A 25178-nucleotide genomic window follows, 5' to 3' on the forward strand; every position below is an offset into this window, starting at 1 on the left:
CGCCCTCCTCGTCGCCTTCCCATGGATTGTCCTGTGGCTGCCAAGCCAAGTGTGATCCGGGAGAGACGATAAAAGAGGGGAACTGAAAACCCTTACACGCCCCGCATCCCCGCGGGGCGTTTTTCTTTGCCGGGTCAGAGCGGGCTTGACGGAATTTTTGATAGCGCTATCAGGGTCGCAACAGTGCCTTGGGAGGGCCAGAGATGAAACGTTCCAGAATCAATGAAATCATGGCCGCAGCGGATGAGATGATCCGCTCCTACGGTTTTGTCCTGCCGCCCTTTGCCTATTGGACACCGGAGGTGTTCAAAGCCAATGCCAGCAAGGCAAAAGCCGTGATTGAGGCACGTTGCGGCTGGGACATCACCGATTATGGCGACGGCCGCTTTGACGAAATGGGGTTGTTCCTGTTCACCCTGCGCAACGGTCGTCTGGCCGACCTGCAACGCGGCGGCGGTATGTGCTACGCTGAGAAGCTGTTGATTTCACGGCAGGATCAGCTGTCGCCGATGCACACCCATGTCATCAAAGCCGAAGATATCATCAACCGGGGCGGCGCCACCATGGTGGTTGAGCTTTACGGGTCTGATGACGATGGCAACTTTGCCGAAGACCGTGGCGGCATGGTGATGTGTGATGGTATCCCGCGCGAATTTGCACCGGGTGAGAAATTGAAATTTGCCCCCGGTGAAAGCCTGACCCTGATGCCGGGTGATTGGCACGCCTTCTGGGGCGAGGGCGGCGATGTTTTGATCGGTGAGGTCTCCACCGTCAACGACGATGAAACCGACAATATCTTCCGCGAACCGATTGGCCGTTTTGCTGAAATTGAGGAAGATGCAGCGCCGACACATCTGCTGGTAAGCGACTATCGCAGCTGGCTCAGCTGAGCCGCTCACCCCTCAGGGACACTCGAATCACCCTTCGCCCTGCGGAGGGTGTTTTTGTATCTGCTGTCATTGGCTTAGCAGGGGGAGGGACAGTTTGTTCCATGCCTCGATCCGGTAGGTGGACATTCTGACCCTTCGGCCAATGACGTGGCCAATCTGCCCAAATAAACGTCAGTACCTGTCTGGTCCTGCGTCGCATGTCCTGTGGCCGCGCGGTAAAATCCAGCCGAGGAAAGGGCGCAGTGTGCAGCAAGACGCACCTGTGATTGAGGCGGATGACAGAAATCTGGGACGGGCTGCGGCAGGCGGCCCTGTTGATTGTGACCTTGGATCCGGATCTGTTGCAGATCTCGGCCCGATCGCTGCATGTCACGCTGACCGCCACGGTGATCGCCTCTGCCATTGGGTTGCCTTTGGGCGGATGGCTGGCGGTCTACCGGTTTCGGGCCCGCCGTTCTGTGATTGCACTGCTGAACGCGCTGATGGGGCTGCCGCCCGTGGTGGTTGGGCTGATTGTTTATCTGATGTTGTCGCGCTCAGGGCCCTTTGGGGTCTTCGGGCTGCTGTTTACGCCCACGGCGATGATCATTGCGCAGGTGGTTATCTTGACGCCGCTGATTGCCTCCATCGCGCATCAGGCCCTGCGGGAACTGTGGGCAGAATACCATGACCTACTGATTTCGCTGAACACCAGCCGTCGCCAGCGGATCCGGACGCTGCTGTGGGATGCACGGCGGGCGCTTCTGACGGCATCGCTGGCCGGATTTGGCAGAGGGATCGGTGAGGTTGGCGCGATCATGATCGTGGGCGGTAATATCGATCAGGCGACACGGGTGCTGACCACGGCGATCGCTTTGGAGACCGGCAAAGGCAACTTCGCTTTGGCGCTGGGACTGGGGTTTGTGTTGATCGCCATCGCTGTTGGGGTGAACCTTTCGATCCACTATGCCTCCAAGACGGAGGTCAGCAGCCGATGGTAGAGCAGATCCTTCCGCTGCGCCTTGCCGGCGCCAAGCTGACACGCCGGGGCCGGACCCTGGTGGGACCGATTGACCTGACGTTGGGCCCGCAGGGGTTTACCATCGTGATGGGGCCAAACGGGGCCGGTAAAACCTCACTCCTGCGGATGATGCACGGGTTGGAACGGCCCAGTTCAGGCCGGGTGGAGTGGGCGGTGCCAGAGGTTCAGGCACGCCCCAGTCAGGCCTATGTCTTCCAGCATCCAACCCTGATGCGACGCACGGCGCTGGACAATGTAGCCTATCCGCTGACCGTGCACGGCATGCCCCGCAAAGAGGCGCGCGCCCGCGCTGCGGAGGCGCTGAAGTCCGTCGGACTTGGCGACAGTGCGTTGAAAATGGCCTACTATCTGTCAGGCGGTGAACGGCAGAAGCTGGCGCTGGCCCGCGCCCTGATCCGCAAGCCTGAGATCCTGTTTCTGGATGAACCCTGCGCCAGTCTGGACGGCAGGGCCATTCGCGACATCGAGCATATCCTGCTGACGGCCCATGCCGCCGGCACCCGCATCATGATGATCACCCATGATCACGGTCAGGCGCGCCGTCTGGCGGAGGATGTGCTGTTTATTCACCATGGCCAGCTGCATGCCGCAGATCAGGCCGATGCGTTTTTCTCGGACCCGCAAAGTCCAGAAGCGCATGCATTTTTAAAAGGAGATATCCTAATATGACGTTCAAACTCGGTTCGGTTTCAGTGCGGGGCGTGGTTTTGGCCGGGGCGATTGCTGCCCTTTCGGCTGGTGCATCCTTGGCGGACAGTGTGAAACTGGCGGTCACAACCTCGTTCCACAACTCGGGCCTGTCGGATGTGCTGCTGCCGGAAATTGCCGCAGATCTGGGGCTGGAGGTGCAGCTGTTGGTCGTGGGCACCGGTCAGGCGATCCGGCTGGGCGAAGCGGGCGATGTGGATGCCATTCTGGTGCATTCCAAAAAGGCCGAAGAGGCGTTTCTGGCAGGGGGCTATGGCACCCACCGGACCGAGGTCATGTATAACGACTTTGTCCTGATCGGCCCTGACACGGACCCGGCCGGTATCAAAGGCGCGGCGGATGCGGCTGCGGCGCTGAGCGCGATTGAGGCGGCAAAGGCCGATTTCGCCAGCCGGGGCGATGACAGCGGCACCCATAAGAAAGAGCTTTCGCTCTGGCAGGCTGCAGGCATCGATGCTGAGGCGCTGGATCCCAGCTGGTACAAGGCGGCAGGCGCTGGCATGGGCGCCACGCTGAACACCGCGTCAGGCATGAATGCCTATGTGATGTCAGATCGCGCCAGCTGGTTGAAATTTGCCAACAAGGGCGATCTGGATCTCCTGTTTGCGGGCGATCCTGTGCTGTTCAACCAATATGCTTTCCTGCCGGTGAACCCGGACAAGCATCCCCATGTGAAGGCTGATCTGGTCAATAAGCTGGAGGGCTGGCTGGTGTCCGAGCGTGCACAGATCCTGATTGATGGCTACCGCCTGAACGGGGAGGCGCTGTTTACCTTCAACGCGAAATAACCCTTAGGTTTCCCAACGTGCCCCTCCTCTTGGGGCACGCAAAAGCCCCCGCAGAGTGTCATCTGCGGGGGCTTTTTGCTGTCTGGCTATGGCTTACAGTTTTGGGACGTCGTCCTCAGGCACCGCGTGTACCGCCACCTGATCCAGCTGCGCCGCATCGGGCTTGATCGAGCGGAAGCGTTCGCGCACCCCGGCCTCGGTCAGTTCCCGTTCGACGGTCAGTAGGGTGTTGGGATCATGATCCGCGCAGAGGTCGATCATATGCGCGATCTCTTCCTGCGCGACGCCCATCGCGGCCTCAACATTGGGGGCGCCGTAAAGGTCCACGAAATGCTGCGCCAGTCCGCGCGCGATATCGTGCAATTCGCTGTCTTCAACCTGTGTTACGGCCACAAACGTCACCCGGCCAAAGGTTTCCACCCCCAGCCAGCCATTTGCAAAGGCCTGCCGGGCCTTGCCGGTCAGATCGGCCTCACCCCAATTGGAAAACTCAAAGCCACCGCTGATCGCCCATTCGCCGGCACGGGCCGGGCTGAAGAAGACGTTCATGTCGCTTTCATCCAGATGGATGGCGCGTGCCAGTTTGGTGCCGCTCATCGCTCACCCCCTTGTTCCAACAGCAGTGACAGGGGCAGCAGTTGGGTGTCATCCCCCTGCCGAAGCAACATGCCAAAGCTTTCGTCAATTCCCATGAAGGTGCCGCTGTAGCTTTGCCCAGCCAGCGTCATCTCAACCGGCTCCCCCATCTTGTCCACAAGGCCACGCCATTCGGTCGACAGCGGGCGCAGACCTTCATCTGACCAACGGTTGATCCAGACCAGCGTGTGGCGGGTCCAGGCCTCCAGCAGCAGACCGGGATCCAGATCGGCGCAGCCCTCTTCAAACAGGCAGGTCTGATCTGGTGTCAGCCCCGGCGTTTCGGGATCCGGCGGCAACAACGGCAGTTCCAGCCCGATCACCACCCAATCCAGATCCGCGCCTTTGGCAACCTCAGCGGCGGCCATGCGCATCCGGCCACAGCGTGCGTTGTTCACCAGGATCTCACCATCCCAGCGGAAGTGCACGGAAACCTCTGGCGGCGCCAAGGCCCCCAGCGCGTTCTGGAAGCCAACCTCGCAGGCAATCAGCACCGGCAGCGCTTCGGTCATCGGCCTTTCGGGGGCAAAGATGATCGCCGCCTTCAGCGCGTCAGGGGTGATATTGTAGATCACGGTCCCCGCGTCACAGCCCAACAGCGCCTGCGTGCAGGCCTTGGCAAAGGGGTCGGCAGCGCCGGTCAGCGCTTCGCCCTGAAACAGCGGGGGGAAGGTTAGTTCTGGTGTCATCTCATCCTTAGGCATGGCCATTGTCGATCAAGGTCTTGGCCAGCTTACGGAAAGCCTGCGCCTGAGGCGAGGCTGGTTTTGAGGCAACAAGCGGCGCGCCCCCATCGGCGGCCATGCGGATGTCGATATCCAGCGGGATTTCCCCGAGGAGCGGCACGCCCAGCTTCTCCGCCTCAGCGGCGACACCGCCATGACCAAAGACATGCTCTTCGTGGCCGCATTTGCTGCAGATGTGGGTCGACATGTTTTCAACCATGCCCACAATCGGGGTGCCCAGTTTGTTGAACATGTCGATGCCTTTGCGGGCATCCAGCAGCGCGATGTCCTGCGGGGTGGAGACGACAACAGCACCGGTCAGTTCGGCCTTCTGCGCCAGGGTCATCTGCACGTCGCCCGTGCCCGGTGGCAGATCGACGATGAGCACATCTAGTGCGCCCCATTGCACCTGATTGAGCATCTGCTGCAACGCGCCCATCAGCATCGGGCCACGCCAGACCACGGCCTCTTCCTCGCGGGTCATCAGACCGATGGACATCATCGTCACCCCATGATTGCGCATCGGCAGGATGGTCTTGCCATCCGGTGACGCCGGGCGGCCGGAAACCCCCAGCATGCGCGGCTGTGATGGGCCGTAAACGTCGGCGTCCAACAGGCCGACCTTTCGCCCCTCAGCCGCCAAAGCCACAGCCAGGTTGGCCGACAGGGTGGATTTACCCACCCCACCTTTGCCCGAGGCAATGGCGAGGATGCGGTCCACGCCGGGGATCTTCTGCGGGCCCTGCTGCTGCGCCGGGCGGCGCGCCTGCAGATCCGGCGGCGGGGCTTTCACCTCATGGGCGGTCATCACGATCGCCACCCGATCCACGCCGGCCAGCGCGTTCAGCTTCTCCTCGGCCTCTGCCTTCACGGCCTGCATGGCATTGGACTGGCTGGGGTCGATTTCCATCACAAAACGCACATCGCCGCCTTCGACGTTCAGCGCGCGCACCAGCCCGCTGGCCACGATATCGCTGCCGCTGGTTGGGTCTTTCAGGGTCTTCAGTTCGGCCAGAACGGCCTCGCGCGTTAGGCTCATTGGTCGCGTCCTTTGATCTCACCTGTCACCACATGCTCCATCTCCAGCCCGTCGATGGTCAGCACCATTTTGGCCTGATAGCTTTTGCCTGCAGTGTCGCCCGCGGACCGCATTGCGTCCTCAATCGCCTGCTGGCTGGTCACGCCGACCTGTTTCAAAAATTTGCGCATCGACATGTTGAAGTCATCACTCATGGCTGGGGCCTTTCGTTCGCTGTGGGTGGTGGGGCGCGGCGGCGGACCGGGTTCTTGACCCGTGCAAAGCGGCAGCCCTAGACTTGTGTGTAAGTGTTGCAGGCCAGCCGGGAAGGAGCCAGCCATGTCCAGAGTCACAGGGTCCAAAATCACGAGTGTACTGCTGCGAATGACCTTGGTCTGTGGGATGATGCTGAGCGGCGGCGCGGCGCTGGCGCAGGACCGAACCGTCAGCCTGGCTGTGCCGGAGGCCTTGGTGGAGACCGGCCTGCTGAAACATTTGTTGCCGCGCTTTACGTTGAAACACCGGGTGCGGGTCAGCGTAGTTGGTGCAGATGGCGCAGCCCCTTTGTCGCTGAACACCGAAGGACAGGGCCGGGCGCTTTTCGAAGGGGCCGGCAGCCTCTGGCATCTGGATCAAAGCGGTGGTGGCGACAATGCTGACCGGTTTGTGGACTGGCTGACTTCGGACATCGGCCTCAACACGATCGAAGCCTTCAAAGGCCCCGATGGGCTGCGCTTCACCCGCGCCACCGCGGTGGTGGAGGTTGAAGAGGCGCTGGAGCTGACGGGGGACGCGGCAAACGGGCTGGCGGTGTCGAACCTGCAGTGCAAACGCTGCCACGTTGTTGGCACGGCCGACCGGATGAGCGGCATCGGCTCCACGCCCTCGTTTTTCGTTCTGAGGGCCTTCCCCGATTGGGATGAGAGGTTCTATGCCTTCTACGCGCTTAACCCGCATCCCAGTTTCACCCGCATCAGTGATCTGGAGACCGAGCTGGATCCCCAGCACAAGGCCGCCATCGTGCCGCTCGACATCTCGCTGGAGGAGCTGGACGATATCGTGACCTATGTGGCGGGGTTGCCCCCCGCGGATCTGGGCGCGCCGATCCAACTTCAGTGATCCCGGCGTTTTGACAGATAGTCATCGGTGGTGCGCACGCGCGGCCGCTCAGCACCGGCCATAGGGTTGTTTTGCATGTGATATTGGGCATTTACCCGGCAGTCATCGCACATCTTGATCAGGTTCGCCGCGCCACCTGTCTGGAACATCGAATGTTTGCCTTCCAACTTTGCAACGATCTTGTCGATGGTGGATTTCACCCCAAAGGGTTTGCCACAATCGATGCATTCAAACGGTTCCTCTTCATGGATCACACGCTGGCTAAGCGCCGCGTCGCTCAGATCCATCTGCGGCTGCAGGGTGATCGCATTTTCCGGGCAAACATTGGTACACAGACCGCATTGCAGGCAGGCATCCTCCTGGAAGCGCAGCTGCGGCGCGTCGGGGTTGTCACCCAAAGCCCCCGCCGGACAGAGGGAGGCGCAGGACAGGCACAGGGTGCAGGCCTCTTTATCGACCACAACCGCCCCGTAAGGCGCCGCAGCCGGCAAGGGTAGGGGCGCTTCCGCATCGATGTTGAGCGCCTTGGCCGCCAGTCGCGCCACCTGACGGCGGCTGCCCAGCGGCAGGATCGGTTCGGCCAGCGCGGTGCCTTTGGCCGCGCCGTAGAGTGCATCGCTCAGCGCCTCTGGCGTGGCAGGGTCCAGCACCCGGATCTGCGCCCCGGTGCCGGCCATGGCCTGCGCCAGCGCGACCTCTGGATCCAGCGCGTCGCGTTCGGTTTTCGGGCTCACCAGAATGTCGACAGAGGCAAAGCCAACCGCCAGTGCGCCCAGTATTTCGGCGTGGCCAAAGCCCGAGACTTTCTCCAGCTCCATCGGGATCACATCGGCAGGTAGGCCGCGGTCAAAACGGGCAGAAAGGGACATCATTTCAGACCCATGGCTGGCATCATGCACCAGCAGGCGCGGGGCGTCGCCGCCAGCCGCCTTATAGGTCTCAGCCAGCCGGTTCATCCGGGTGAATAGGGCTCCCGGTGCGGGGTTGTCAAAGATGATCGCCCCAGAAGGGCAAAGCGCGGCGCAGGATCCACAGCCGGCGCAGATCGTTGGGTCAATGTCCACATGATCGCCCTCAGAGCGGATTGCGCTGGTGGGACAGACATCCAGACATTTGGAACAGCCCGACTGCCCGGCCCGTGAATGGGCGCAGATCAACGGGTCGAGGCCAAGGTAAAACGGTTTTTCAAACGTTCCGACCAGATGTGAGGCTTCCATCACTGCGGCCCCAACTGCGGGCAATGAGCCGGGATCGGCGCGCAGGTAGCCCTCGCGCTTTTCCGGGGCAGGGAACAAAGGCGTGCCGCCGCGCAGGTCCAGAATGATGTCACATTCTGCCATGCCACCGTTGCGGGCCTCGCCAAACTGCATCTCGCCACGACCGCCCGGTTGCATCTGCTGCAACTGATCGATCCGAACCTCAAACTGGCCAAGCGCCCCAGTTGCACCTTTCAGTTGTCCGGCCACCAGATCGAAGCTGCGGTCCATCGGCAGGTCCGCGATTTCCGACGTGTTTTCAACAAGTAGGGTGACGCTAAGGAAGGGCGCCAGCTGACGCGCAGCATCAACAGCGACATCGACCGGACCAAGGATCAGGCACAGCCCTTCCGAGGTCACATCGAAGGTTTTCAACGGCGCCATCGGGTGGGCCGCATCGGCTGCCAAAGCGGCCATTTTTGGCCCCGCTTTTTTGCCCTCATCCGACCATCCGGCGCGGTCGCGCAGGTCCACGAAATCCGGGGTCAGATCCGCTGGGTTTGCGCCGGTCTCAGCCGCGATTTCGCCGGCGATTTCTGTAGCGAGTTCTTCAAAAAACGCATACTCCTGCTGGCAGGCGATGGTGGCATTTCCGGCCGCGATCAGCTTGGCAGCCGCACCGCTTTCCGATCCGCAGAGATTGCTGTGCACCTTTGAACAGGTGACGCCCTCCAAATGGGACAAACTGTCAGTGTCGATCTTTTGGCTTGCCAAACAATCACACAAAATCAGTTGCTTAGTCATTCTATTTCCCCCGCGGTGGTCGCGCTGTCGTTGTTTTGGACCCGTCCGATGTGCGTTAGCTATTCATGAAATAGAGCGCCCGTAAAGCCCCGGTAAAGCCCAAGACCGGCGCAGAAACCGCCGAGTGATTCGTTTTGAAAAACCGATAATTTTTGTTGGTTTTTGACAAAAGTGGACATTCCGTCCCGTTGGTTTTCGTGCCCCGGGTCATCTGGGACATTGTGTCCCGATTGGGCTGGGTAAATCCCGAAAACGGCGATTTTTTTTGCCTTTCAAACAGGTGGAGATGATCATTGCAGCGATCCGAAAAAAATTTGTGACAGGGATCCCACTGGGACCCCTCAGGGCACGCGGATCGTTGAGGAAGGGACAAAATCACCATGCGGCACGCGACAGCTTCGTTGCCATTGGGAATCATCATCCGCCGCACCCCATCGGTCAGCCGTTGGGTGCCTTTCGCGTGGAAAGTGGTTGCCGTGATCCCCGGTGCTGGCCCGGCCGATTGGCAACCTTTGCGCGAGGAAGGGGAGGCGGTTGAGTTTCACGCTGCCACCGTGCCGCTGGAACTGTGGCGCACCGATACGGAGGCGTATCTGCACGGCCTTTCGGCCCGGGTGCCTACCATCGGGGTGGTGCTGCGCGAAACCACCGATCCAGACGCGGAGCAACCGCTTGAGGTTCTGCTGGCCACAGCCTCACCCTATGAGACGCAGGATTACACCGACAGCGGCGAAGAACTGGTCGAACTGGTGCCGATGCCAGAGGGGTTGGTCGCCTTCATCCGCGACTTCGTCAATGAACATCACGAACATGAAGAATTCGTTAAGCGCCGCCGGGACCGCAAGCGGGTGGACCTGCATGAAGACGGGATTGGCGATGCGCGCATTTCGCAGCTGGCTGACGTCTACGCCGTGCCGCACCGCAAGAAGGTGAGGCTGCAATGAGCGATTTCTGGTCCCGCCGCCGCGCCGCCGTTGCCGCCGAAGCTGAGGCTGAGGTGCAGGCCGCCGTAGCGGCGGAGCAGGCCGAAGAACAGGCCAAGCTGGACGCGCTGTCAGATGAGGAACTGTTGGCCAAGCTGGAGCTGCCAAATCCTGATGAGATGCAACAAGGCGACGATTTCGCGGCCTTCATGAAACAGGCCGTTCCCGAACGCCTGCGCCGTCGCGCCCTGCGCCGTCTTTGGACATCCAATCCGGTCTTGGCCAACGTCGATATGCTGGTTGATTACGGCGAGGACTTCACCGACAGCGCCATGGTCGTGGAGAACCTGCAAACCGCCTATCAGGTCGGCAAAGGCATGAAAGCCCATGTCGAGGAACTGGCCCGCCAAGCCCGTGCGCTGGAAGAAGCGGCAGAAGAGGCCCCGGCCGATCTGCCCGAAGATACCCCCGACCAAACCCCAGAGGACGCAGCAGAAGACGCGCCAGTTTTGCTGGCCGCGGCCCCTGATGAAGCCAATGATATGGCCCCTGCCCAAAATCAGGACGCGCCAATCCCCCCGGTGGCGCAGCCCCCCAACGAAACCCTCCAGGATGAAGCGCCGGAGCCGCAGCCCGTACGGCGGCGGATGCGCTTCCAGTTTGAAACCTGAGCGATGAGAGACGAGATGAACATGACCGCAACGGACACCCAGATGGCTGCGATCCCCGAAGAGGATCGCCTGCGCGCGGATCTCTATGATTTCCTCGCAGCGCTTCTGTCGCATCCACCTTCGAAAGAGATGCTGGCACAGGCCGCGGCATTGCAGGGCGATGACAGCGAATTGGGGCAGGCGATCAACACGCTGGCCCGCGTAGCCAAAGCTACCAATGCCAAGGCGGTTGAGAGCGAGTTCAACGCGCTGTTCATCGGTCTGGGGCGGGGTGAGCTGCTGCCCTACGCCAGCTACTACCTGACAGGTTTCTTGAACGAAAAACCGCTGGCACAGCTGCGTGGCGATATGGCGGCGCAGCGTATGGAACGTGCCCCTAACGTTTTTGAGCCCGAGGATAACATCGCCAGCCTGTGTGACATGATGGCGGGCATGATCCGGGGTCGCTTTGGTGACCCCGTGCCGCTGGAAAAACAGCAAGAGTTTTTCGGTCGCCACATCGCGCCTTGGGCGCAGCATTTCTTCAGCGATCTGGAAGGGGCCAAGAACTCCGTCCTCTACGCGCCAGTGGGCAGCGTGGGCAAAGCATTCATCGAGATTGAGACGCAGGCGTTCCGCATGGGCGCCTGAGGCTTGACCTCATCAACCGCAACCGCGGGCCGTCAGGGAGCGGACCCGCCCCAACCAAGGAGGAGAGCATGAGCAAGAGCGACGCAAGCCAGACCACCCGCCGCGACTTTCTGAAAGTTGCAGCCACGTCTGTGCCTGCTGCGGCTGCGGCCGTGGCCGTCTCGGGTGATGCTGCCGAAGCGGCGCCGGTCGATCTGACCAGCGAACGCATGCAGGACACCGCGCATGTGCGCACCTACTACGATCTCGCCCGGTTTTAACCGGACCTGATCACCCCGCCTCCGACGACTGGTTGCGTGACGCCCGACTGTCGGAATTTTGAACAATACCTAGCAGTTCCCGCAAGGGACGCGAGGGAGGATAGAAATGCTTAGGAAAAAGACCAACGGGGTTGCGCGACGCCCCCAGCGGACAAGTATCCTGTCAGCGGCAGCCGAAGCTTCCGTTGACCGCCGCACATTCTTGCGCGGCTCTGGTCTGGCCATCGGTGGCCTGGCCGCGATTGGCGCCTCAGGCGGCATGGTCACTCAGGCGAGTGCAGCCACGGCCGTGGATGGTGCCGTCAAGACCGTGAAATCGGTCTGCACCCACTGTTCGGTGGGCTGCACGGTTCTCGCCGAAGTGCAAAACGGCATCTGGACGGGGCAGGAACCCGGCTTTGACAGCCCGTTTAACCTGGGTGCGCATTGCGCCAAAGGGGCCTCGGTGCGTGAACACGCCCATGGTGAACGCCGTCTCAAGTACCCGATGAAAAAAGAGGGTGGTGAGTGGAAGCGGATCTCCTGGGAACAGGCGATCGATGAGATCGGTGATGAGATGCTGAAGATCCGCGACGAAAGCGGCCCTGACAGCGTTTACTGGTTGGGCTCGGCCAAGCATAACAACGAACAGGCCTATCTGTTCCGTAAGTTTGCGGCCTATTGGGGCACCAACAACGTCGACCATCAGGCGCGTATCTGTCACTCGACCACGGTTGCCGGTGTGGCCAACACATGGGGCTACGGCGCCATGACCAACAGCTACAACGACATCCACAACTCCAAGGCCATTTTCATCATTGGTGGTAACCCCGCCGAGGCGCACCCTGTGTCGCTGCAGCACGTGCTGAAAGCGAAAGAGCAGAACAACGCACCGGTCATTGTCTGCGATCCGCGGTTTACCCGCACCGCAGCCCATGCTGATGAATATGTCCGTTTCCGTCCCGGCACCGATGTGGCGCTGGTTTGGGGCATCCTGTGGCACATCTTCGAAAACGGCTGGGAAGACAAAGAGTTCATCCGGACCCGCGTTTGGGGCATGGATCAGATCCGTACCGAAGTGGCCAAATGGAACCCCGAAGAGGTGGAGCGTGTGACCGGCACCCCCGGTTCGCAGCTGAAGCGCGTGGCGCGGACGCTGGCCAACAACCGCCCCGGCACCGTGATCTGGTGTATGGGTGGCACACAGCACACCAACGGCAACAACAACACCCGTGCCTACTGCATCCTGCAGCTGGCCCTTGGCAACATGGGCACCTCGGGTGGCGGCACCAACATCTTCCGTGGCCACGACAACGTTCAGGGTGCAACCGACCTTGGCGTTCTCAGCCACACCCTGCCGGGCTATTATGGCCTGTCCAAAGGCGCATGGGCCCATTGGGCGCGTGTCTGGGGTGAAGATGGTGACTGGCTGGCCGGTCAGTTCAACACGCTGACCTCTGCCGACGGCAAGGAGAAATCGCTGCAGAACCTCACCGGTATTCCGGTGTCGCGCTGGATCGATGGTATCCTCGAGGACAAGGACAACATGGATCAGCCGGACAACGTCCGTGCCATGGTGCTCTGGGGCCACGCGCCCAACTCGCAGACCCGTATGACGGAAATGAAAACAGCAATGGAAAAGCTGGATATGCTGGTCGTGGTTGACCCCTATCCGACGGTTTCCGCTGTTCTGCATGACCGCACCGATGGTGTCTATCTGCTGCCGGCAGCAACGCAGTTCGAAACCCGTGGTTCTGTGACCGCGTCGAACCGTTCGATCCAGTGGCGTGATGAGGTTGTGGCCCCGCTCTTTGAGTGTAAGCCTGACCACACCATCATGGGGATGTTTGCCAAGAAGTTTGGCTGGTCCGATCGTTTCTTCCGTAACATCGAAATGGAAGATGAGGTCACCCCGAACATCGAAAGCGTTACGCGCGAGTTCAACGCAGGTATGTGGACGATCGGCTATACGGGCCAAAGCCCTGAGCGGATCAAGCTGCATATGGCCAATCAGCACACCTTTGATCGCACCACTTTGCAGGCCATTGGTGGCCCCGCAGATGGCGATTACTACGGGATGCCGTGGCCGTGCTGGGGCACCGCTGACATGAAACACCCGGGCACGCCCAACCTCTATGACATGTCCAAACGTGTCTCTGAGGGTGGTCTGACCTTCCGGGCCCGTTTCGGTGTGGAACGTGATGGCGACAACCTGTTGGCCGAAGGCGTCTACTCGAAGGGTTCAGAGATCCAGGATGGATACCCTGAGTTCACGATGCAGATGCTGATGGATCTGGGTTGGGACGGTGATCTCACCGATGAAGAGCGTGCCGCGATTGATGCGGTGGCTGGTCCCAAAACCAACTGGAAAACCGACCTCTCGGGCGGCATCCAGCGGGTGGCGATCAAGCACGAATGTGCGCCCTTCGGCAACGCCAAGGCACGGGCCGTGGTCTGGACATTCCCAGATCCCATCCCGCTGCACCGCGAACCGCTTTACACCCCACGGCGTGATCTGGTGGCGGATTATCCGACCTATGAGGATCGGAAATTCTACCGTCTGCCCACCATGTATGCCTCGATCCAGAAAAACGATTTCAGCAAAGATTATCCGATCGTGCTGACCTCGGGCCGTCTGGTGGAATATGAGGGTGGCGGGGATGAAACCCGGTCGAACCCCTGGCTTGCTGAACTGCAGCAGGACATGTTCGTCGAGATCAACCCGCGCGATGCCAACAACCTGGGCGTCCGTGACGGATCGCAGGTCTGGGTCGAAGGCCCAGAAGGTGGCAAGGTCAAGGTTATGGCAATGGTGACCCCACGGGTGGGTGAAGGCGTGGCCTTCATGCCCTTCCACTTCGGTGGCCATTTCCAGGGTGAGGATCAACGCAGCAAATATCCGGATGGGGCTGACCCATACGTGCTGGGTGAATCCACCAACACCGCCCAGACCTACGGCTATGACAGCGTAACCCAGATGCAGGAGACCAAGTGTACTCTCTGCAAAATCTCTGCAGCATAAGGAGAAACGGATATGGCAAGAGCTAAGTTCCTCTGTGACGCCGAACGCTGCATTGAATGCAACGCCTGTGTCACCGCTTGTAAGAACGAGCATGAGGTGCCCTGGGGGATCAACCGCCGCCGCGTGGTGACCATCAATGATGGTAGCCCTGGGGAACGGTCGATCTCGGTCGCCTGTATGCATTGTTCGGATGCGCCCTGTATGGCCGTCTGTCCTGTGGATTGTTTCTACCAGAACGAAGAAGGTGTCGTTCTGCACTCCAAGGACCTCTGCATCGGCTGTGGTTACTGCTTCTACGCATGCCCCTTCGGCGCGCCGCAGTACCCGCAGGCTGGCAACTTCGGCTCCCGTGGCAAGATGGACAAATGTACCTTCTGCGCGGGCGGTCCCGAAGAAACCCACTCCACCGCCGAGTTCGCCAAATACGGCCGCAACCGGATTGCAGAAGGCAAGCTGCCGATCTGCGCCGAGATGTGTTCGACCAAGGCGCTGCTCGCAGGTGACGGTGACATCGTCTCGGCCATCTACCGCGAACGCGTGGTGGCCCGTGGCTTTGGCTCCGGCGCTTGGGGCTGGGGGACGGCCTACGAACAGAAAGGCGGCTGATACCGCTTCTTTGGAAGGGCGCAGCAGCGCCCTTCCGACCCCTCTCACGCCCCGGAATTTGAACCAAATTCCACCCGTTTCCCGCACTGGAAACGGTTCCTTAGAGTTATTCGACAGATCGAGGACCCCATGCGCGCTCTTCTCTGGATTTTCCTATGCCTTTCACTGGCGCTGCCTGTGGCCTCCCCGGCCACCGCGCAGGACGCCTCCCCGACCGCCACCGCGGAACGTTCCGCAACCGGTGGCGCTCAGACACTCGAAGATATCCTTGCCCGCCAACGCGGCGAAAAGATCCAGGATGATTTCCGCCGCAGCGCCACCGGGGATCCCGACAGTGCCGCGGCAATCTCAGCACAGCTGGGCACGCTTGGCGGCGTTTCCGATGCCGAAGTGTACCGCGCCCTGCGTTATGGATCTGCGGATATCAATGCCTCGGCCCGCGGGCCGGTCAGCCACCTGATCATTCAGGACAGCGGTATGGCTTGGTTGCAATTCCGCGAAGGTCCGATGACCACCTATGGCGGCTATCTGATGCTGGCGATGTTTGGCCTGCTGGTGCTGTTCTACCTGCTCCGCGGCAAGATCCGTATCGATGGCGCAAAAACCGGCCGCACGGTGGAACGGTTCAACGGCATTGAACGTTTTGCCCATTGGTTGCTGGCGGTGTCCTTCATCCTTCTGGGCATCACCGGTCTTATTACCCTGATGGGGCGCAAGTTCCTGATCCCGCTGATCGGCAAAGATGCCTTTGCACCAATCGCTATTGCCGGCAAATGGGTGCACAACAACATTTCCTGGGCCTTCATGCTGGCACTGGTGATGGTCATTGTGCTGTGGATCAAACACAACATCCCCAACCGCACGGATGTCAAATGGGTCATGCAGGCGGGTGGTCTGTTTTCCAAAGGGGTTCACCCACCGGCCAAGAAATTCAATGCCGGCCAAAAGGTGATCTACTGGATCGTCGCGGTCTTCGGCATTTCGATTTCGCTGTCCGGTCTGGCGCTCTTGTTCCCGTTCGAACTGTCCTTCTTTGCCAAGACGTTCCAGATTGCCAACATGACAGGCCTGCCGGAAATCATCGGCTATGGCCGCCTGCCCGAAGAGCTGACCCCCTATCAGGAGATGCAGCTTTCCCAGCTGTGGCATGGCATTGTCGCCTTTGGTTTCATGACCGTGATCATCGCACATATCTACCTCGGCTCCGTCGGAATGGAGGGCGCCTTTGACGCCATGGGCTCCGGCCACGTGGAGGCACAATGGGCCAAGGAACACCACAGCCTCTGGTATGATGAGGTGAAGGATAAAGAGACCGGCGCGGACAAATCCGGCGGTCAGGTTCCTGCCGAGTAAGTTGACCCGCTGATGCTGCGCGCCTCTCTTCTGTCGTCTTTACTGCTGATGGCCTCGCCCCTTCTGGGGGGCGAGTTCTTCACGCTGTCGGGTCACGGCGGCCCGATCAAAGGCATTGCGGTGGGACCAGAAGGGCGGATTGCCACGGCCAGTTTCGACAATTCGGTTGGCCTTTGGCAGGGCGATCAACCGCAGTGGCTGGAGGCGCATGAGGCCGCGGTGAATACGGTGGCCTTTGTTGATGCGGATACCCTGATTTCCGCCGGGGATGACTTTGCTGTCTATCGCTGGGATCTGACCACGGGGCAGAGTCTGCGTTTGGGCCAGCATCAGGGCAAGGTGATGTCACTTGCCGTTGCGCCAGACGGCTTGAGCGTTGCTTCGGCCAGTTGGGATGGCAGCATCGGCATCTGGTCCCTGTCCGGTGCCGCGGCGCAGTTTCTGACCGGCCATGCCGGGGCGGTCAACGATGTGGCGTTTTCTGAGGATGGCACGCAGCTTTACTCGGCCTCAGCCGACGGGTCGATCCGGCTATGGGATCTCAGCACCGCCAGCCTGAAGGCCCAGCTGGTTGCCGGTGGATTTGGCATCAACACCCTGGCTCTGAATGAGGCGGAGGGCTGGCTGGCCTATGGCGCCGTGGATGGCGTCACCCGCGTGATTGACCCCGAAAGCCGCGCCTTGGTCAAAGATTTCACCCTTGAACGCCGCCCGATCCTTGCCATGGCCACCGATCCAGAGGGTCGCTATCTGGCGGTGGGGGATGGCCATGGCTACATCTCGCTGCTCGACAGCCGTGACTGGTCCCTTCTGGTGGATTTCCGCGCCACCACCCGCGGCCCGATCTGGGCGCTGGCCTTCAGCCGGGATGGGCAAAACATCCATGCCGGTGGTCTGGATGAACAGCTGTTCTCCTGGCCGATCGATGGGCCGAAGGGTGACAAAATGACAGTTGGTGACAAACCGTTCCTGCAAGGCATCCAAAGTGCCTCAGCCGGGGAGCATCAATTCAATCGCAAGTGTTCCATCTGCCACAGCCTGACCGAGGACAGTCAGCGCCGTGCAGGGCCAACGCTTAAAAATCTGTTCGGCCGTCCCGCTGGGGCCGTGCCGGGCTATATCTATTCCGAGACCCTGCGCAATTCCTCCATCATTTGGGGGGCTGAAACCGTCGATGCGCTTTTTGATCTGGGGCCAGAGGTGTATATAAAGGGGACGAAAATGCCCATGCAACGTATCACCAATCCCCAGGATCGAGCGGCACTCATCGCGTTTCTGCGCAGCCATTCGGAGCCCAAGGAGTAACGGACATGAAATCTTTCTTCTTTGCATGTGCAGCGATCATCGGCATCGCGGTGGCATCCAATGTTGTGTTGAACGGGTCGGGCTTTTCGACTCAGGAACGCACCACCAGTGCTTCCGCCCGAGTGGAATAAAGGACGTTTGCACAGGTGAATACACCGACGAATTTAAGTGTCCCCGAACAGTCTGAGTTCGGGATTGGCCTCGCGCAGGCCTCTGTTTTGGTGGTCGATGACGAACCGGGGATCCGTAACTTCATCGTTAAAATTCTGGGCCCGATGGTGGGGCGCGTGGAACAGGCGGATAGCGCGGCCAATGCCTCCAAGCTGTTGGATGCAAACCACTTTGATATTGTCATACTCGACAACATCATGCCCGGCACCACCGGACTGGAATGGCTGCGTGAACAGCGCAAGCTGGGCTTCTTTGCCGATGTGATCCTGATCACCGCTTTTGCGGATATGGACACGGCCATTGAGGCGATGCGCGCAGGCGTGGTGGATTTTGTGCTGAAACCCTTCCGCTCGAACCAGATCATCAACGCGGTTGCGCGTTGTGTGGACCGGGTGAACCTGCGTCGCGAAAACTACCTGCTGAAATTCGAACTGGCCTCCGGCAACACCGCCGCGCGTGAGCGGATGCTGGGCAGCTCTTCGGCCCTGCAGGACATTCGCAACACGCTGGAACGCGCCGCCCCCTTGATGACGCCGGTGATGTTCACTGGCGAAACCGGCACCGGCAAGGAAATTGCCGCCCGTGCGCTGCACGCGATGTCGGAACGGGCCGGCAAACCCTTTGTGCCGATCAACTGCGCAACGATCTCCCCCGATGTGATTGAAAATGAACTGTTCGGCTTTGTGCATGACAGTGGTCCCAATCAGCGGGCGCGGCAGGACGGGCTGTTTTTGAACGCCAATGGCGGCACGCTTTATTTGGATGAAATCGCTGAATTGCCGCTTTCCATTCAGGCGGCACTGTTGCGGGTGATTGAACATCGCAAGATCCGCCCGGTTGGCTCCCTGCGGGAGGTCCCGCTGGATCTGCGGTTCATTTTTGCCACCAACGCCGATCTGGAAAAGGCGGTGGCCGAGGGGCGGTTCCGCGAGGATCTGTATCACCGCATCAAGGTCCTGAAGATTGAGATGCCAGCGCTGCGCAAACGGGCGATGGATATCAAGGAACTGACGCTGATGTTCATCCAACAAATCTCCCGCGCGTTGGGGATTGAGCCGCTGCCGCTCAATGAAGGGGTGTTGTTGAACCTGTCGCGCTATGACTGGCCGGGCAATGTGCGTGAGCTGCGCAATGTGGTCGAACAATCCCTGATCCAGGGTGAGTGGCCCGCTGAATTTGCCAGCTCTGAGCCGGGCAAAGAGGTGGAAGCGGTGGACAGCCTACAAGAGGTGGAACGCCGTCATATCCTGACCGTGCTGGAGGCCTGCAATGGCAACCGGGCCGAGGCGGCGCGGCGGCTGGGCGTGTCACGTAAGACCATCGACCGCAAATGTGCGATGTGGAATGGCTGATGCGGTGTCAGATCACCCGGCCGTAGCACAGCAGGGGCCACGCAACCGTCGCCGCCGGGTTTCGGTGCGGGTGCGGCTGTTGGCGATTGCGCTGCTGCCGACCGTGTTCATCATGCCGATCTTTTTCATCATTACCGCGATCAACTGGTCGGCGCGTTTTGATAACCTGCTGATTGCCAAGGTGAACGGGGAGTTGACCATTGCGCAGCAATATCTGTCGCGCATCGTCGAAAGCCGCCAGTTGCAGGTGCAAAGCCTTGGCGACAGTCGGCAGTTTTCCATCGCGGTGGAGCGTGGGGGGGCTGAGGCACTTCAGGCCTTGCTGGATGCCCAGCGTGACGCGCTTGGCTTGGATTTCCTCTATGTGCTGAACCCGCGCGGGGTGGTGATTTCCTCGCCGGATTTTGTCCAGACCGACACGCTGGAACATTGGCCGGTGGTGGGCAGCGCCCTGCGGGGCAAATCCGCGGCGGCGATTGATCTGTTTTCCGGTGAAGAGCTGAAGCAGATGTCGCCGATTTTGGCATCGCGGGCGCGGATCCGGCTGGTGCCGACACAGGCGGCTGTGCCCACAGACCGCACCGAAGAAACCCGCGGGATGTTTGTGCACACCGCCGCCCCAATCAGCCTGCCAAACGGGCAGGGGGCGCTGGTCGGGGGGGTCTTGCTGAACCGCAACCTCAACTTCATCGATACGATCAACGATCTGGTCTACCCGACCGCCTCCTTGATTGAGGGAACAGTGGGCACCGCGACGCTGTTTCTGGATGATGTGCGGGTGTCGACCAATGTGCGGCTGTTTCAGGATCAGCGGGCGCTGGGCACGCGGGTTTCGGCCGCAGTGCGCGCCGCCGTTTTGGACGAAGGGCGCACCTGGCTCGACCGGGCCTTTGTGGTGAATGACTGGTACATCTCGGCCTATCAGCCGATCACCGACAGCATGGGGGAACGGGTTGGCATGCTTTATGTCGGGTTCCTTGAAACGCCCTTCCGCACCGCCAAGTTCAAGACCCTGCTGACCTTCGCCGCAGCCTTTGCGGTGATCGTGTTCCTGTCGGTCCCGCTGTTTCTGCGCTGGGCACGTCAGATTTTCCGCCCGATTGAGCGGATGCAAGGCACCATCAACCGCGTGGAGGAGGGCGACCTGGGTGCACGTACCGGCGTTGAAAACCGTGGCGATGAACTGGGGCGCGTGGCGGAACAGATGGACAGCCTGCTGGATCAGATCCAGGACCGCGACCGCGAATTGAACAACCGCGTCGCTGAACGCACCCGCGAGTTGCGCGAGGCCAACAACCGGCTGGAGGCGACCACCAAACAGCTGCTGGTCTCTGAAAAACTGGCGGCGGTTGGCGAAATTGCAGCCGGCATTGCCCATGAGATCAATAACCCGATGACCGTCATTCAGGGCAATCTGGACCTGATCCGGTCTGAAATTGGCCCGCAGGCGGAGGACCTGAAGACCGAGTTCCGCCTGATCGACGAACAGGTGCATTCGGTCTTTCTGATCGTCAATAAGCTGCTGCAGTTCACCCGGCCTGATGAATATGCCGGTGAGGTTGAAAGCCATCACCCCGATGAGGTGATTGAGGATTCCATCCCACTGGTCCAGCACCTGCTGAACAAGGTTGATATTGATCTCTACCTGCGCCTCAACGCGACGCGTTATCTGGGGATCAACCGGACTGAACTGCAGCAGGTGCTGATCAACCTGATCGTCAACGCCATCCACGCCATGCCTGATGGCGGTGATCTGCTGCTCAGGGCAGATGATATGGACCGCGAAGGCAAACCCGGTGTGCAGATCGTGGTGCAGGACAGCGGTGATGGGATGGAGGCCGATGTGCTGGCGCGGGTGTTTGACCCGTTCTTCACCACAAAACAGGGCGAAGGCACTGGCCTAGGCCTGTCGATCAGCCGCAAAATTGTGCTGCGCTACGGCGGTCACATGTATGCAGACAGCACCCCGGGCACCGGCACGCGGTTCACCATCTGGCTGCCGCAGGAGGGCACCTGAATGCAGGCCTGTTCAAACGGTGATCAACGCGTAGCGATGCGGGGCCTTGCCCTCGCCGCCGCCGTCCAGCGCCTCAGCGCCCTGAAAGCTGTGACCGCTCTCATTGCAGAAATGCGGGATGTCGATCAGGGCGGCCGGATCATCGGCCAAAACAGTCACCTTCGACCCGGCGGGCAGGCCCTGAATACGTTTGCGCAGCCGCAGAACCGGCAGCGGGCACAACAGCCCCAGCGCATCAATTTCCAATGTCTCGCTCATGGCGCCAACATAGGTGCTGCGGCTATGGCTGTCCATGCGACAGCACGCCAATCCCACCGCAAAACAGGAGGCATCTTTGGCCAAACTGTCTGACACTGCCGGCCCCGGCTACCTCATCGCGCCGGACCTCCTGCGCCCCGGTCTGACCGCCGCCGTCACCGGCGTGGATCAGGACGGGCAAGCGCAAGAGATTTCCGTTGTCGAAGAGCGCCCGCTGACGATCTACCTCAACAGTCAGGAGATCGTTACCGCCATGACCATCGGCGATTACCCGGACTATCTGGCGCTGGGGTTTCTGCGCAATCAGGGCATGCTGCTGGCCGACGATCAGGTCACCGGTGTCGACTATGATGAGGAGCTGGAGGTCGTGGTTGTGCGCACGGAACGGGCCACCAACTATGAAGAAAAACTCAAGAAAAAGACCCGCACCTCGGGCTGTGCGGTCGGCACCGTCTTTGGCGACATGATGGAGGGGCTGGAGGATTTGCAGCTGCCCGCGATCCCTGTGCGCACCTCATGGCTCTATGCGCTGGCGCATCAGATCAATCGCACCCCCAGCCTCTATCTGGAGGCCGGTGCGATCCACGGCACCGTCTTGTGTCAGGAGGATCGCCCGCTGGTCTATATGGAGGATGTCGGCCGTCACAACGCCGTTGATAAGGTTGCAGGCTGGATGTTTGCCGAAGGGCAGGGGCCGGAGGATAAGATCCTCTACACCACCGGGCGACTGACCTCTGAAATGGTGCTGAAAGCGGCGCAGATGGGCATTCCAACGCTGGTCTCCCGCTCAGGCTTTACCGCTTGGGGGGTGGAGCTGGCGCGCAAGCTGAACATGACACTGATTGGCCGGATGCGCGGTAAACGCTTCACCTGCCTCAGCGGGGCCGAGCGTCTGCAGTATGATGCCGATCTGGCCACCGTTTCAGACGACAGTAAGACACACCGCCGCAAAGGAGCCGCCGCAGATGGCTGAGAAGATACCGGGCGTTATTCTGGCAGGTGGCCTGTCATCGCGCATGGGGGGCGGGGATAAGTGCCTGCTGTCCTTGGGGGCTGAGACGCTGTTGCAGCAGGTGATTGCGCGGTTGCGCCCGCAGGCCAGCGCGATGGTGCTGAACGCCAATGGCGATGCCAGCCGCTTTGCCGATTACGGCCTGCCGGTGGTGGCTGATGGCATCGAAGGCTACGCCGGACCCTTGGCCGGGGTGCTGGCGGGGTTGGACTGGGCGGCGGCGCAGGGGGCGGATCACATCGTCTCGGTCGCAGCGGATACGCCGTTTTTCCCCACGGATCTGGTGCAAAGGCTCAACACCGGACGGGGCCGCGCGCCGTTGGCCCTTGCCGCCAGCATTGATCCGAAACGCGGGCAGGTGCGCCAGCCGACCTTTGGCCTCTGGCCGGTGGCCCTGCGTGATGACCTGCGCGCGGCTCTGCAAGACGGTTTGCGCAAAGTGGTGATCTGGACGGACAAACATGGCGGCACCGAGGTGTTGTTTGAAACGGAAAACGGGCAGGAGCCGTTTTTCAACGTCAACACACCCGAAGATCTGGCCATCGCCCGGCAGATGGCCACGGCAGAACTGGGGGCAGATCAGTGAAGCTTTACGGGGTCACCGGATGGAAAAACTGCGGCAAGACCGGGCTGATGGAACGGCTGGTTGCAGAAATCACCGCGCGTGGGTTTAAAGTGTCGACCGTGAAACATGCCCATCACACCTTCGACGTGGATCAACCCGGGCGGGACAGCTACCGTCACCGAACGGCCGGCGCGTCTGAGGTGCTGCTGGTTTCAGGCAAACGCTGGGCCTTGATGCATGAGTTGCGCGAAGAGGCAGAGCCGTCGCTGGCCGAGCTGTTGACGAAGCTTTCAGACGTGGATCTGGTCCTGGTTGAGGGATACAAACGCGAACCGCACCCCAAGATTGAGGCCCATCGCGCCGCCGCCGGGCAGGCACTGATTGCCCCAAATGATGCGAGCATCCGCGCTGTGGCCTCCGATCAACCCGCAAGCGCACATGCGGATCTGCAGCGCCCCATCTTTGACCTCAATGATCATGCGGCGATTGCCACCTTCATATTGACCGAAACAGGATTGACCCAAGATGCCGCCGAGACTGCGTAACGATTGTTTTGCTTTGCCCGCTGGCGTCGATTGGGTGCCTTTGGATGAGGCGCTGGCACGGCTGCGCGCGCGGGTGACACCGGTTGTGCCGGTGGAACAGGTGGCGCTTGCTGAATGCCGCGGCCGGGTCTTGGCGCAGGATTTGATGGCGCTGCGGGCCAATCCCCCGTCCGCAAATTCGGCGGTGGATGGCTACGGGTTCGCCGGTGCGGCACTGGATGAACTGGTGACGCTGCCTTTGGCGCCGGGGCGTTCTGCGGCGGGTGAACCCTATGAGGGGGCTCTGCCACAGGGCCATGCGCTGCGCATCCTGACGGGGGCCATCCTGCCGGAGGGTATGCAGACCGTGGTGCTGCAGGAGGATGTTGAAGTCTCAGGCGGCAAACTGCAGTTCTACGGCCCGCTGAAACAGGGGGCCAACACCCGGCGCGCTGGCGAAGACTTTGATGCAGGCGACCCGATCCTCAAGGCCGGGCGCCGGCTGCGCGGGGAGGATGCGGCGCTGCTGGCGGCGGCAGGATACGCTGGGGTCTCGGTTCATCGCCGCCTGCGGGTGGGGGTGTTTTCCAACGGGGATGAGGTGATCGCCCCCGGCACCGTCGCGCCAGAAAACATGGGGGCAGGCAAGATCTATGACAGCAACCGCCCCATGCTGCTGAGCCTGTTGCAGGACTGGGGTTTTGAGGCGGTGGACCTTGGCCATGTCGCAGACAGCCGCGATGCGCTGCGCAGCCGGTTGGATACGGCGGCTGAGGCGGTAGATGCGGTGCTGACCTCAGGCGGGGTGTCCACCGGGGATGAAGACCATGTTTCGGCCCTTTTGCGTGCGGAGGGGCGGATCGACAGCTGGCGTATCGCGATTAAGCCGGGGCGCCCGCTGGCCCTGGGGCTTTGGCCCGCGGGGGGCGCGCTGTTGCCGATCTTTGGCCTGCCGGGCAATCCGGTGGCGGCGATGGTGACGGCGCTGTTGTTCGCGCGCCCCGCCCTTGGGGTGATGGGCGGGGAGGTCTGGCGCCAGCCGCAGGGCTATATGGTGCCCGCCGCCTTCAGCAAAAACAAAAAACCAGGTCGGCGTGAGTTTCTGCGCGCCCGGATGAACGGCGACGGTCAGGCGGAGGTGTTCCGCTCCGAAGGCTCGGGCCGGATTTCAGGGCTGTCCTGGGCGGATGGTCTGGTGGAACTGCCGGATGAGGCCTGCACAATCAGCGAAGGCACTTTGGTGCGCTACATCCCATACAGCAGTTTTGGTTAGCACTGGCGGGTCGTGAGGTCCGCCAAAATGCGTGGCTCACATCAGGCCGCTTTGGCCTCAAATCCCGCTTTGGCGATGGCCGCCAGCAGCTCAGCTGCCGGATCTGCGCTGTCGATCTCAACCTCGCGGGCTTCCAGATCAAACGACAGCAGCGCCGTCGGGTCCAGCGCCTGCACGGCGGTTTCGATCTTGGCGGTGCATTTGCCGCAGCTCATTCCGGGTACGCTAAAGGTCAGCATCACTCATCCTCTTGTTGCGCTCTGACATGGAGCCTTCCAGCGTGGGAAGGTCAAGCGCTGCGCAGCGGCCCGCGACAAAATCTCTCAAACCAGCGGTTCTTTTGGGGCGGGGC

The 25178-nt window shown here is 61.0% G+C and carries 27 protein-coding genes; 20 read left to right on the plus strand and 7 right to left on the minus strand.

The window, feature by feature from the left end; translation table 11 throughout:
- The first annotated feature begins 203 nt into the window (after positions 1-203).
- The 4 genes from TL5118_RS11620 to TL5118_RS11635 all read left to right on the plus strand — a co-directional run bounded on the left by TL5118_RS11620 (position 204) and on the right by TL5118_RS11635 (position 3407).
- Complete coding sequence (locus TL5118_RS11620; RefSeq protein WP_058242238.1) at positions 204-890, plus strand: D-lyxose/D-mannose family sugar isomerase; 687 nt, start codon at positions 204-206, stop codon at positions 888-890.
- A 275-nt stretch (positions 891-1165) separates the two neighbouring features.
- The gene (locus TL5118_RS11625) at positions 1166-1870 is read left to right on the plus strand and encodes an ABC transporter permease (RefSeq protein ID WP_058242237.1); all 705 of its coding nucleotides are present in this window, start codon (positions 1166-1168) and stop codon (positions 1868-1870) included.
- On the plus strand, positions 1864-2580 hold the full coding sequence (locus TL5118_RS11630; protein WP_058242236.1) for an ATP-binding cassette domain-containing protein: 717 nt from the start codon (positions 1864-1866) through the stop codon (positions 2578-2580). Before TL5118_RS11625 ends, TL5118_RS11630 begins: the two co-directional genes overlap by 7 nt.
- On the plus strand, positions 2577-3407 hold the full coding sequence (locus TL5118_RS11635; protein WP_058242235.1) for an ABC transporter substrate-binding protein: 831 nt from the start codon (positions 2577-2579) through the stop codon (positions 3405-3407). Before TL5118_RS11630 ends, TL5118_RS11635 begins: the two co-directional genes overlap by 4 nt.
- 93 nt (positions 3408-3500) lie before the next feature.
- On the opposite strand, the gene TL5118_RS11640 is transcribed toward TL5118_RS11635, so the two are convergent.
- Genes TL5118_RS11640 through TL5118_RS11655 form a run of 4 tightly spaced genes read right to left on the minus strand, consistent with a single transcriptional unit; the run spans position 3501 to position 6001 of the window.
- On the minus strand, positions 3501-4004 hold the full coding sequence (locus tag TL5118_RS11640) for a DUF6505 family protein (RefSeq protein ID WP_058242234.1): 504 nt from the start codon (positions 4002-4004) through the stop codon (positions 3501-3503).
- Positions 4001-4732, minus strand: coding sequence for a biotin/lipoate--protein ligase family protein (locus tag TL5118_RS11645; RefSeq protein ID WP_058242233.1), 732 nt, complete (start codon positions 4730-4732; stop codon positions 4001-4003). The genes TL5118_RS11640 and TL5118_RS11645 overlap by 4 nt, the downstream gene beginning before the upstream one ends.
- 7 nt (positions 4733-4739) lie before the next feature.
- The gene (gene apbC / locus TL5118_RS11650; protein ID WP_058242232.1) at positions 4740-5807 is read right to left on the minus strand and encodes an iron-sulfur cluster carrier protein ApbC; all 1068 of its coding nucleotides are present in this window, start codon (positions 5805-5807) and stop codon (positions 4740-4742) included.
- Positions 5804-6001 carry a DUF6494 family protein gene (locus tag TL5118_RS11655; protein ID WP_058242231.1) on the minus strand — a complete coding sequence of 66 codons (198 nt, stop codon included), beginning with the start codon at positions 5999-6001 and terminating at the stop codon, positions 5804-5806. Before TL5118_RS11655 ends, apbC begins: the two co-directional genes overlap by 4 nt.
- Positions 6002-6125: 124 nt before the next feature.
- Between TL5118_RS11655 and TL5118_RS11660 the strand changes: the two genes are divergently transcribed.
- Complete coding sequence (locus TL5118_RS11660; RefSeq protein WP_131727440.1) at positions 6126-6905, plus strand: hypothetical protein; 780 nt, start codon at positions 6126-6128, stop codon at positions 6903-6905.
- Here TL5118_RS11660 and TL5118_RS11665 read toward each other — a convergent pair.
- Positions 6899-8905 (minus strand): 4Fe-4S binding protein, encoded by a 2007-nt coding sequence (locus TL5118_RS11665; RefSeq protein ID WP_058242229.1) that lies wholly within the window; start codon positions 8903-8905, stop codon positions 6899-6901. The two genes, TL5118_RS11660 and TL5118_RS11665, sit on opposite strands and share 7 nt — an antisense overlap.
- A 380-nt stretch (positions 8906-9285) precedes the next feature.
- On the opposite strand from TL5118_RS11665, the gene TL5118_RS11670 reads away from it, so the two are divergent.
- The 11 genes from TL5118_RS11670 to TL5118_RS11715 all read left to right on the plus strand — a co-directional run bounded on the left by TL5118_RS11670 (position 9286) and on the right by TL5118_RS11715 (position 21194).
- Entirely contained in the window at positions 9286-9849 is a 564-nt protein-coding gene (locus TL5118_RS11670; RefSeq protein WP_058242228.1) for a DUF3305 domain-containing protein, read from the plus strand.
- A complete protein-coding gene (locus tag TL5118_RS11675) occupies positions 9846-10499 on the plus strand; it encodes a DUF3306 domain-containing protein (protein WP_058242227.1) in 654 nt (217 codons plus the stop codon). The genes TL5118_RS11670 and TL5118_RS11675 overlap by 4 nt, the downstream gene beginning before the upstream one ends.
- A 21-nt stretch (positions 10500-10520) precedes the next feature.
- Entirely contained in the window at positions 10521-11129 is a 609-nt protein-coding gene (locus tag TL5118_RS11680; protein WP_106404211.1) for a TorD/DmsD family molecular chaperone, read from the plus strand.
- A gap of 68 nt (positions 11130-11197) precedes the next feature.
- Entirely contained in the window at positions 11198-11389 is a 192-nt protein-coding gene (locus tag TL5118_RS11685) for a ubiquinol-cytochrome c reductase iron-sulfur subunit N-terminal domain-containing protein (RefSeq protein ID WP_058242225.1), read from the plus strand.
- A gap of 106 nt (positions 11390-11495) precedes the next feature.
- On the plus strand, positions 11496-14390 hold the full coding sequence (locus tag TL5118_RS11690; protein ID WP_058242224.1) for a formate dehydrogenase subunit alpha: 2895 nt from the start codon (positions 11496-11498) through the stop codon (positions 14388-14390).
- Between the two features lie 12 nt (positions 14391-14402).
- A complete protein-coding gene (gene fdh3B, locus TL5118_RS11695) occupies positions 14403-14996 on the plus strand; it encodes a formate dehydrogenase FDH3 subunit beta (RefSeq protein ID WP_058242223.1) in 594 nt (197 codons plus the stop codon).
- A gap of 129 nt (positions 14997-15125) precedes the next feature.
- Positions 15126-16349, plus strand: a complete 1224-nt coding sequence (locus TL5118_RS11700) for a formate dehydrogenase subunit gamma (protein ID WP_058242222.1) — start codon at positions 15126-15128, stop codon at positions 16347-16349.
- Positions 16350-16361: 12 nt separating this feature from the next.
- Entirely contained in the window at positions 16362-17654 is a 1293-nt protein-coding gene (locus TL5118_RS11705; RefSeq protein WP_058242221.1) for a c-type cytochrome, read from the plus strand.
- Positions 17655-17659: 5 nt separating this feature from the next.
- Positions 17660-17785 (plus strand): hypothetical protein, encoded by a 126-nt coding sequence (locus TL5118_RS21720; protein ID WP_278044377.1) that lies wholly within the window; start codon positions 17660-17662, stop codon positions 17783-17785.
- A gap of 15 nt (positions 17786-17800) precedes the next feature.
- Positions 17801-19177, plus strand: coding sequence for a sigma-54-dependent transcriptional regulator (locus tag TL5118_RS11710; RefSeq protein ID WP_058242220.1), 1377 nt, complete (start codon positions 17801-17803; stop codon positions 19175-19177).
- Positions 19170-21194, plus strand: a complete 2025-nt coding sequence (locus TL5118_RS11715) for a cache domain-containing protein (RefSeq protein ID WP_082626154.1) — start codon at positions 19170-19172, stop codon at positions 21192-21194. The genes TL5118_RS11710 and TL5118_RS11715 overlap by 8 nt, the downstream gene beginning before the upstream one ends.
- Before the next feature lie 12 nt (positions 21195-21206).
- On the opposite strand, the gene TL5118_RS11720 is transcribed toward TL5118_RS11715, so the two are convergent.
- Positions 21207-21488, minus strand: a complete 282-nt coding sequence (locus TL5118_RS11720; RefSeq protein ID WP_058242219.1) for a sulfurtransferase TusA family protein — start codon at positions 21486-21488, stop codon at positions 21207-21209.
- 40 nt (positions 21489-21528) lie between these two features.
- Here TL5118_RS11720 and TL5118_RS11725 point away from each other — a divergent pair, with 40 nt between their 5' ends.
- Genes TL5118_RS11725 through TL5118_RS11740 form a run of 4 tightly spaced genes read left to right on the plus strand, consistent with a single transcriptional unit; the run spans position 21529 to position 24826 of the window.
- A complete protein-coding gene (locus tag TL5118_RS11725; protein ID WP_058242218.1) occupies positions 21529-22425 on the plus strand; it encodes a formate dehydrogenase accessory sulfurtransferase FdhD in 897 nt (298 codons plus the stop codon).
- A complete protein-coding gene (gene mobA / locus TL5118_RS11730) occupies positions 22418-23050 on the plus strand; it encodes a molybdenum cofactor guanylyltransferase MobA (RefSeq protein WP_058242217.1) in 633 nt (210 codons plus the stop codon). Before TL5118_RS11725 ends, mobA begins: the two co-directional genes overlap by 8 nt.
- On the plus strand, positions 23047-23574 hold the full coding sequence (gene mobB / locus TL5118_RS11735; protein WP_058242216.1) for a molybdopterin-guanine dinucleotide biosynthesis protein B: 528 nt from the start codon (positions 23047-23049) through the stop codon (positions 23572-23574). The genes mobA and mobB overlap by 4 nt, the downstream gene beginning before the upstream one ends.
- Positions 23555-24826, plus strand: coding sequence for a molybdopterin-binding protein (locus tag TL5118_RS11740; protein WP_058242215.1), 1272 nt, complete (start codon positions 23555-23557; stop codon positions 24824-24826). Before mobB ends, TL5118_RS11740 begins: the two co-directional genes overlap by 20 nt.
- Before the next feature lie 41 nt (positions 24827-24867).
- Here TL5118_RS11740 and TL5118_RS11745 read toward each other — a convergent pair whose 3' ends face one another.
- Positions 24868-25065, minus strand: a complete 198-nt coding sequence (locus TL5118_RS11745) for a heavy-metal-associated domain-containing protein (RefSeq protein ID WP_082626153.1) — start codon at positions 25063-25065, stop codon at positions 24868-24870.
- Positions 25066-25178 lie beyond the last annotated feature (113 nt).

The organism is Thalassovita autumnalis (genome assembly GCF_001458255.1).
Taxonomy (GTDB): domain Bacteria; phylum Pseudomonadota; class Alphaproteobacteria; order Rhodobacterales; family Rhodobacteraceae; genus Thalassobius; species Thalassobius autumnalis.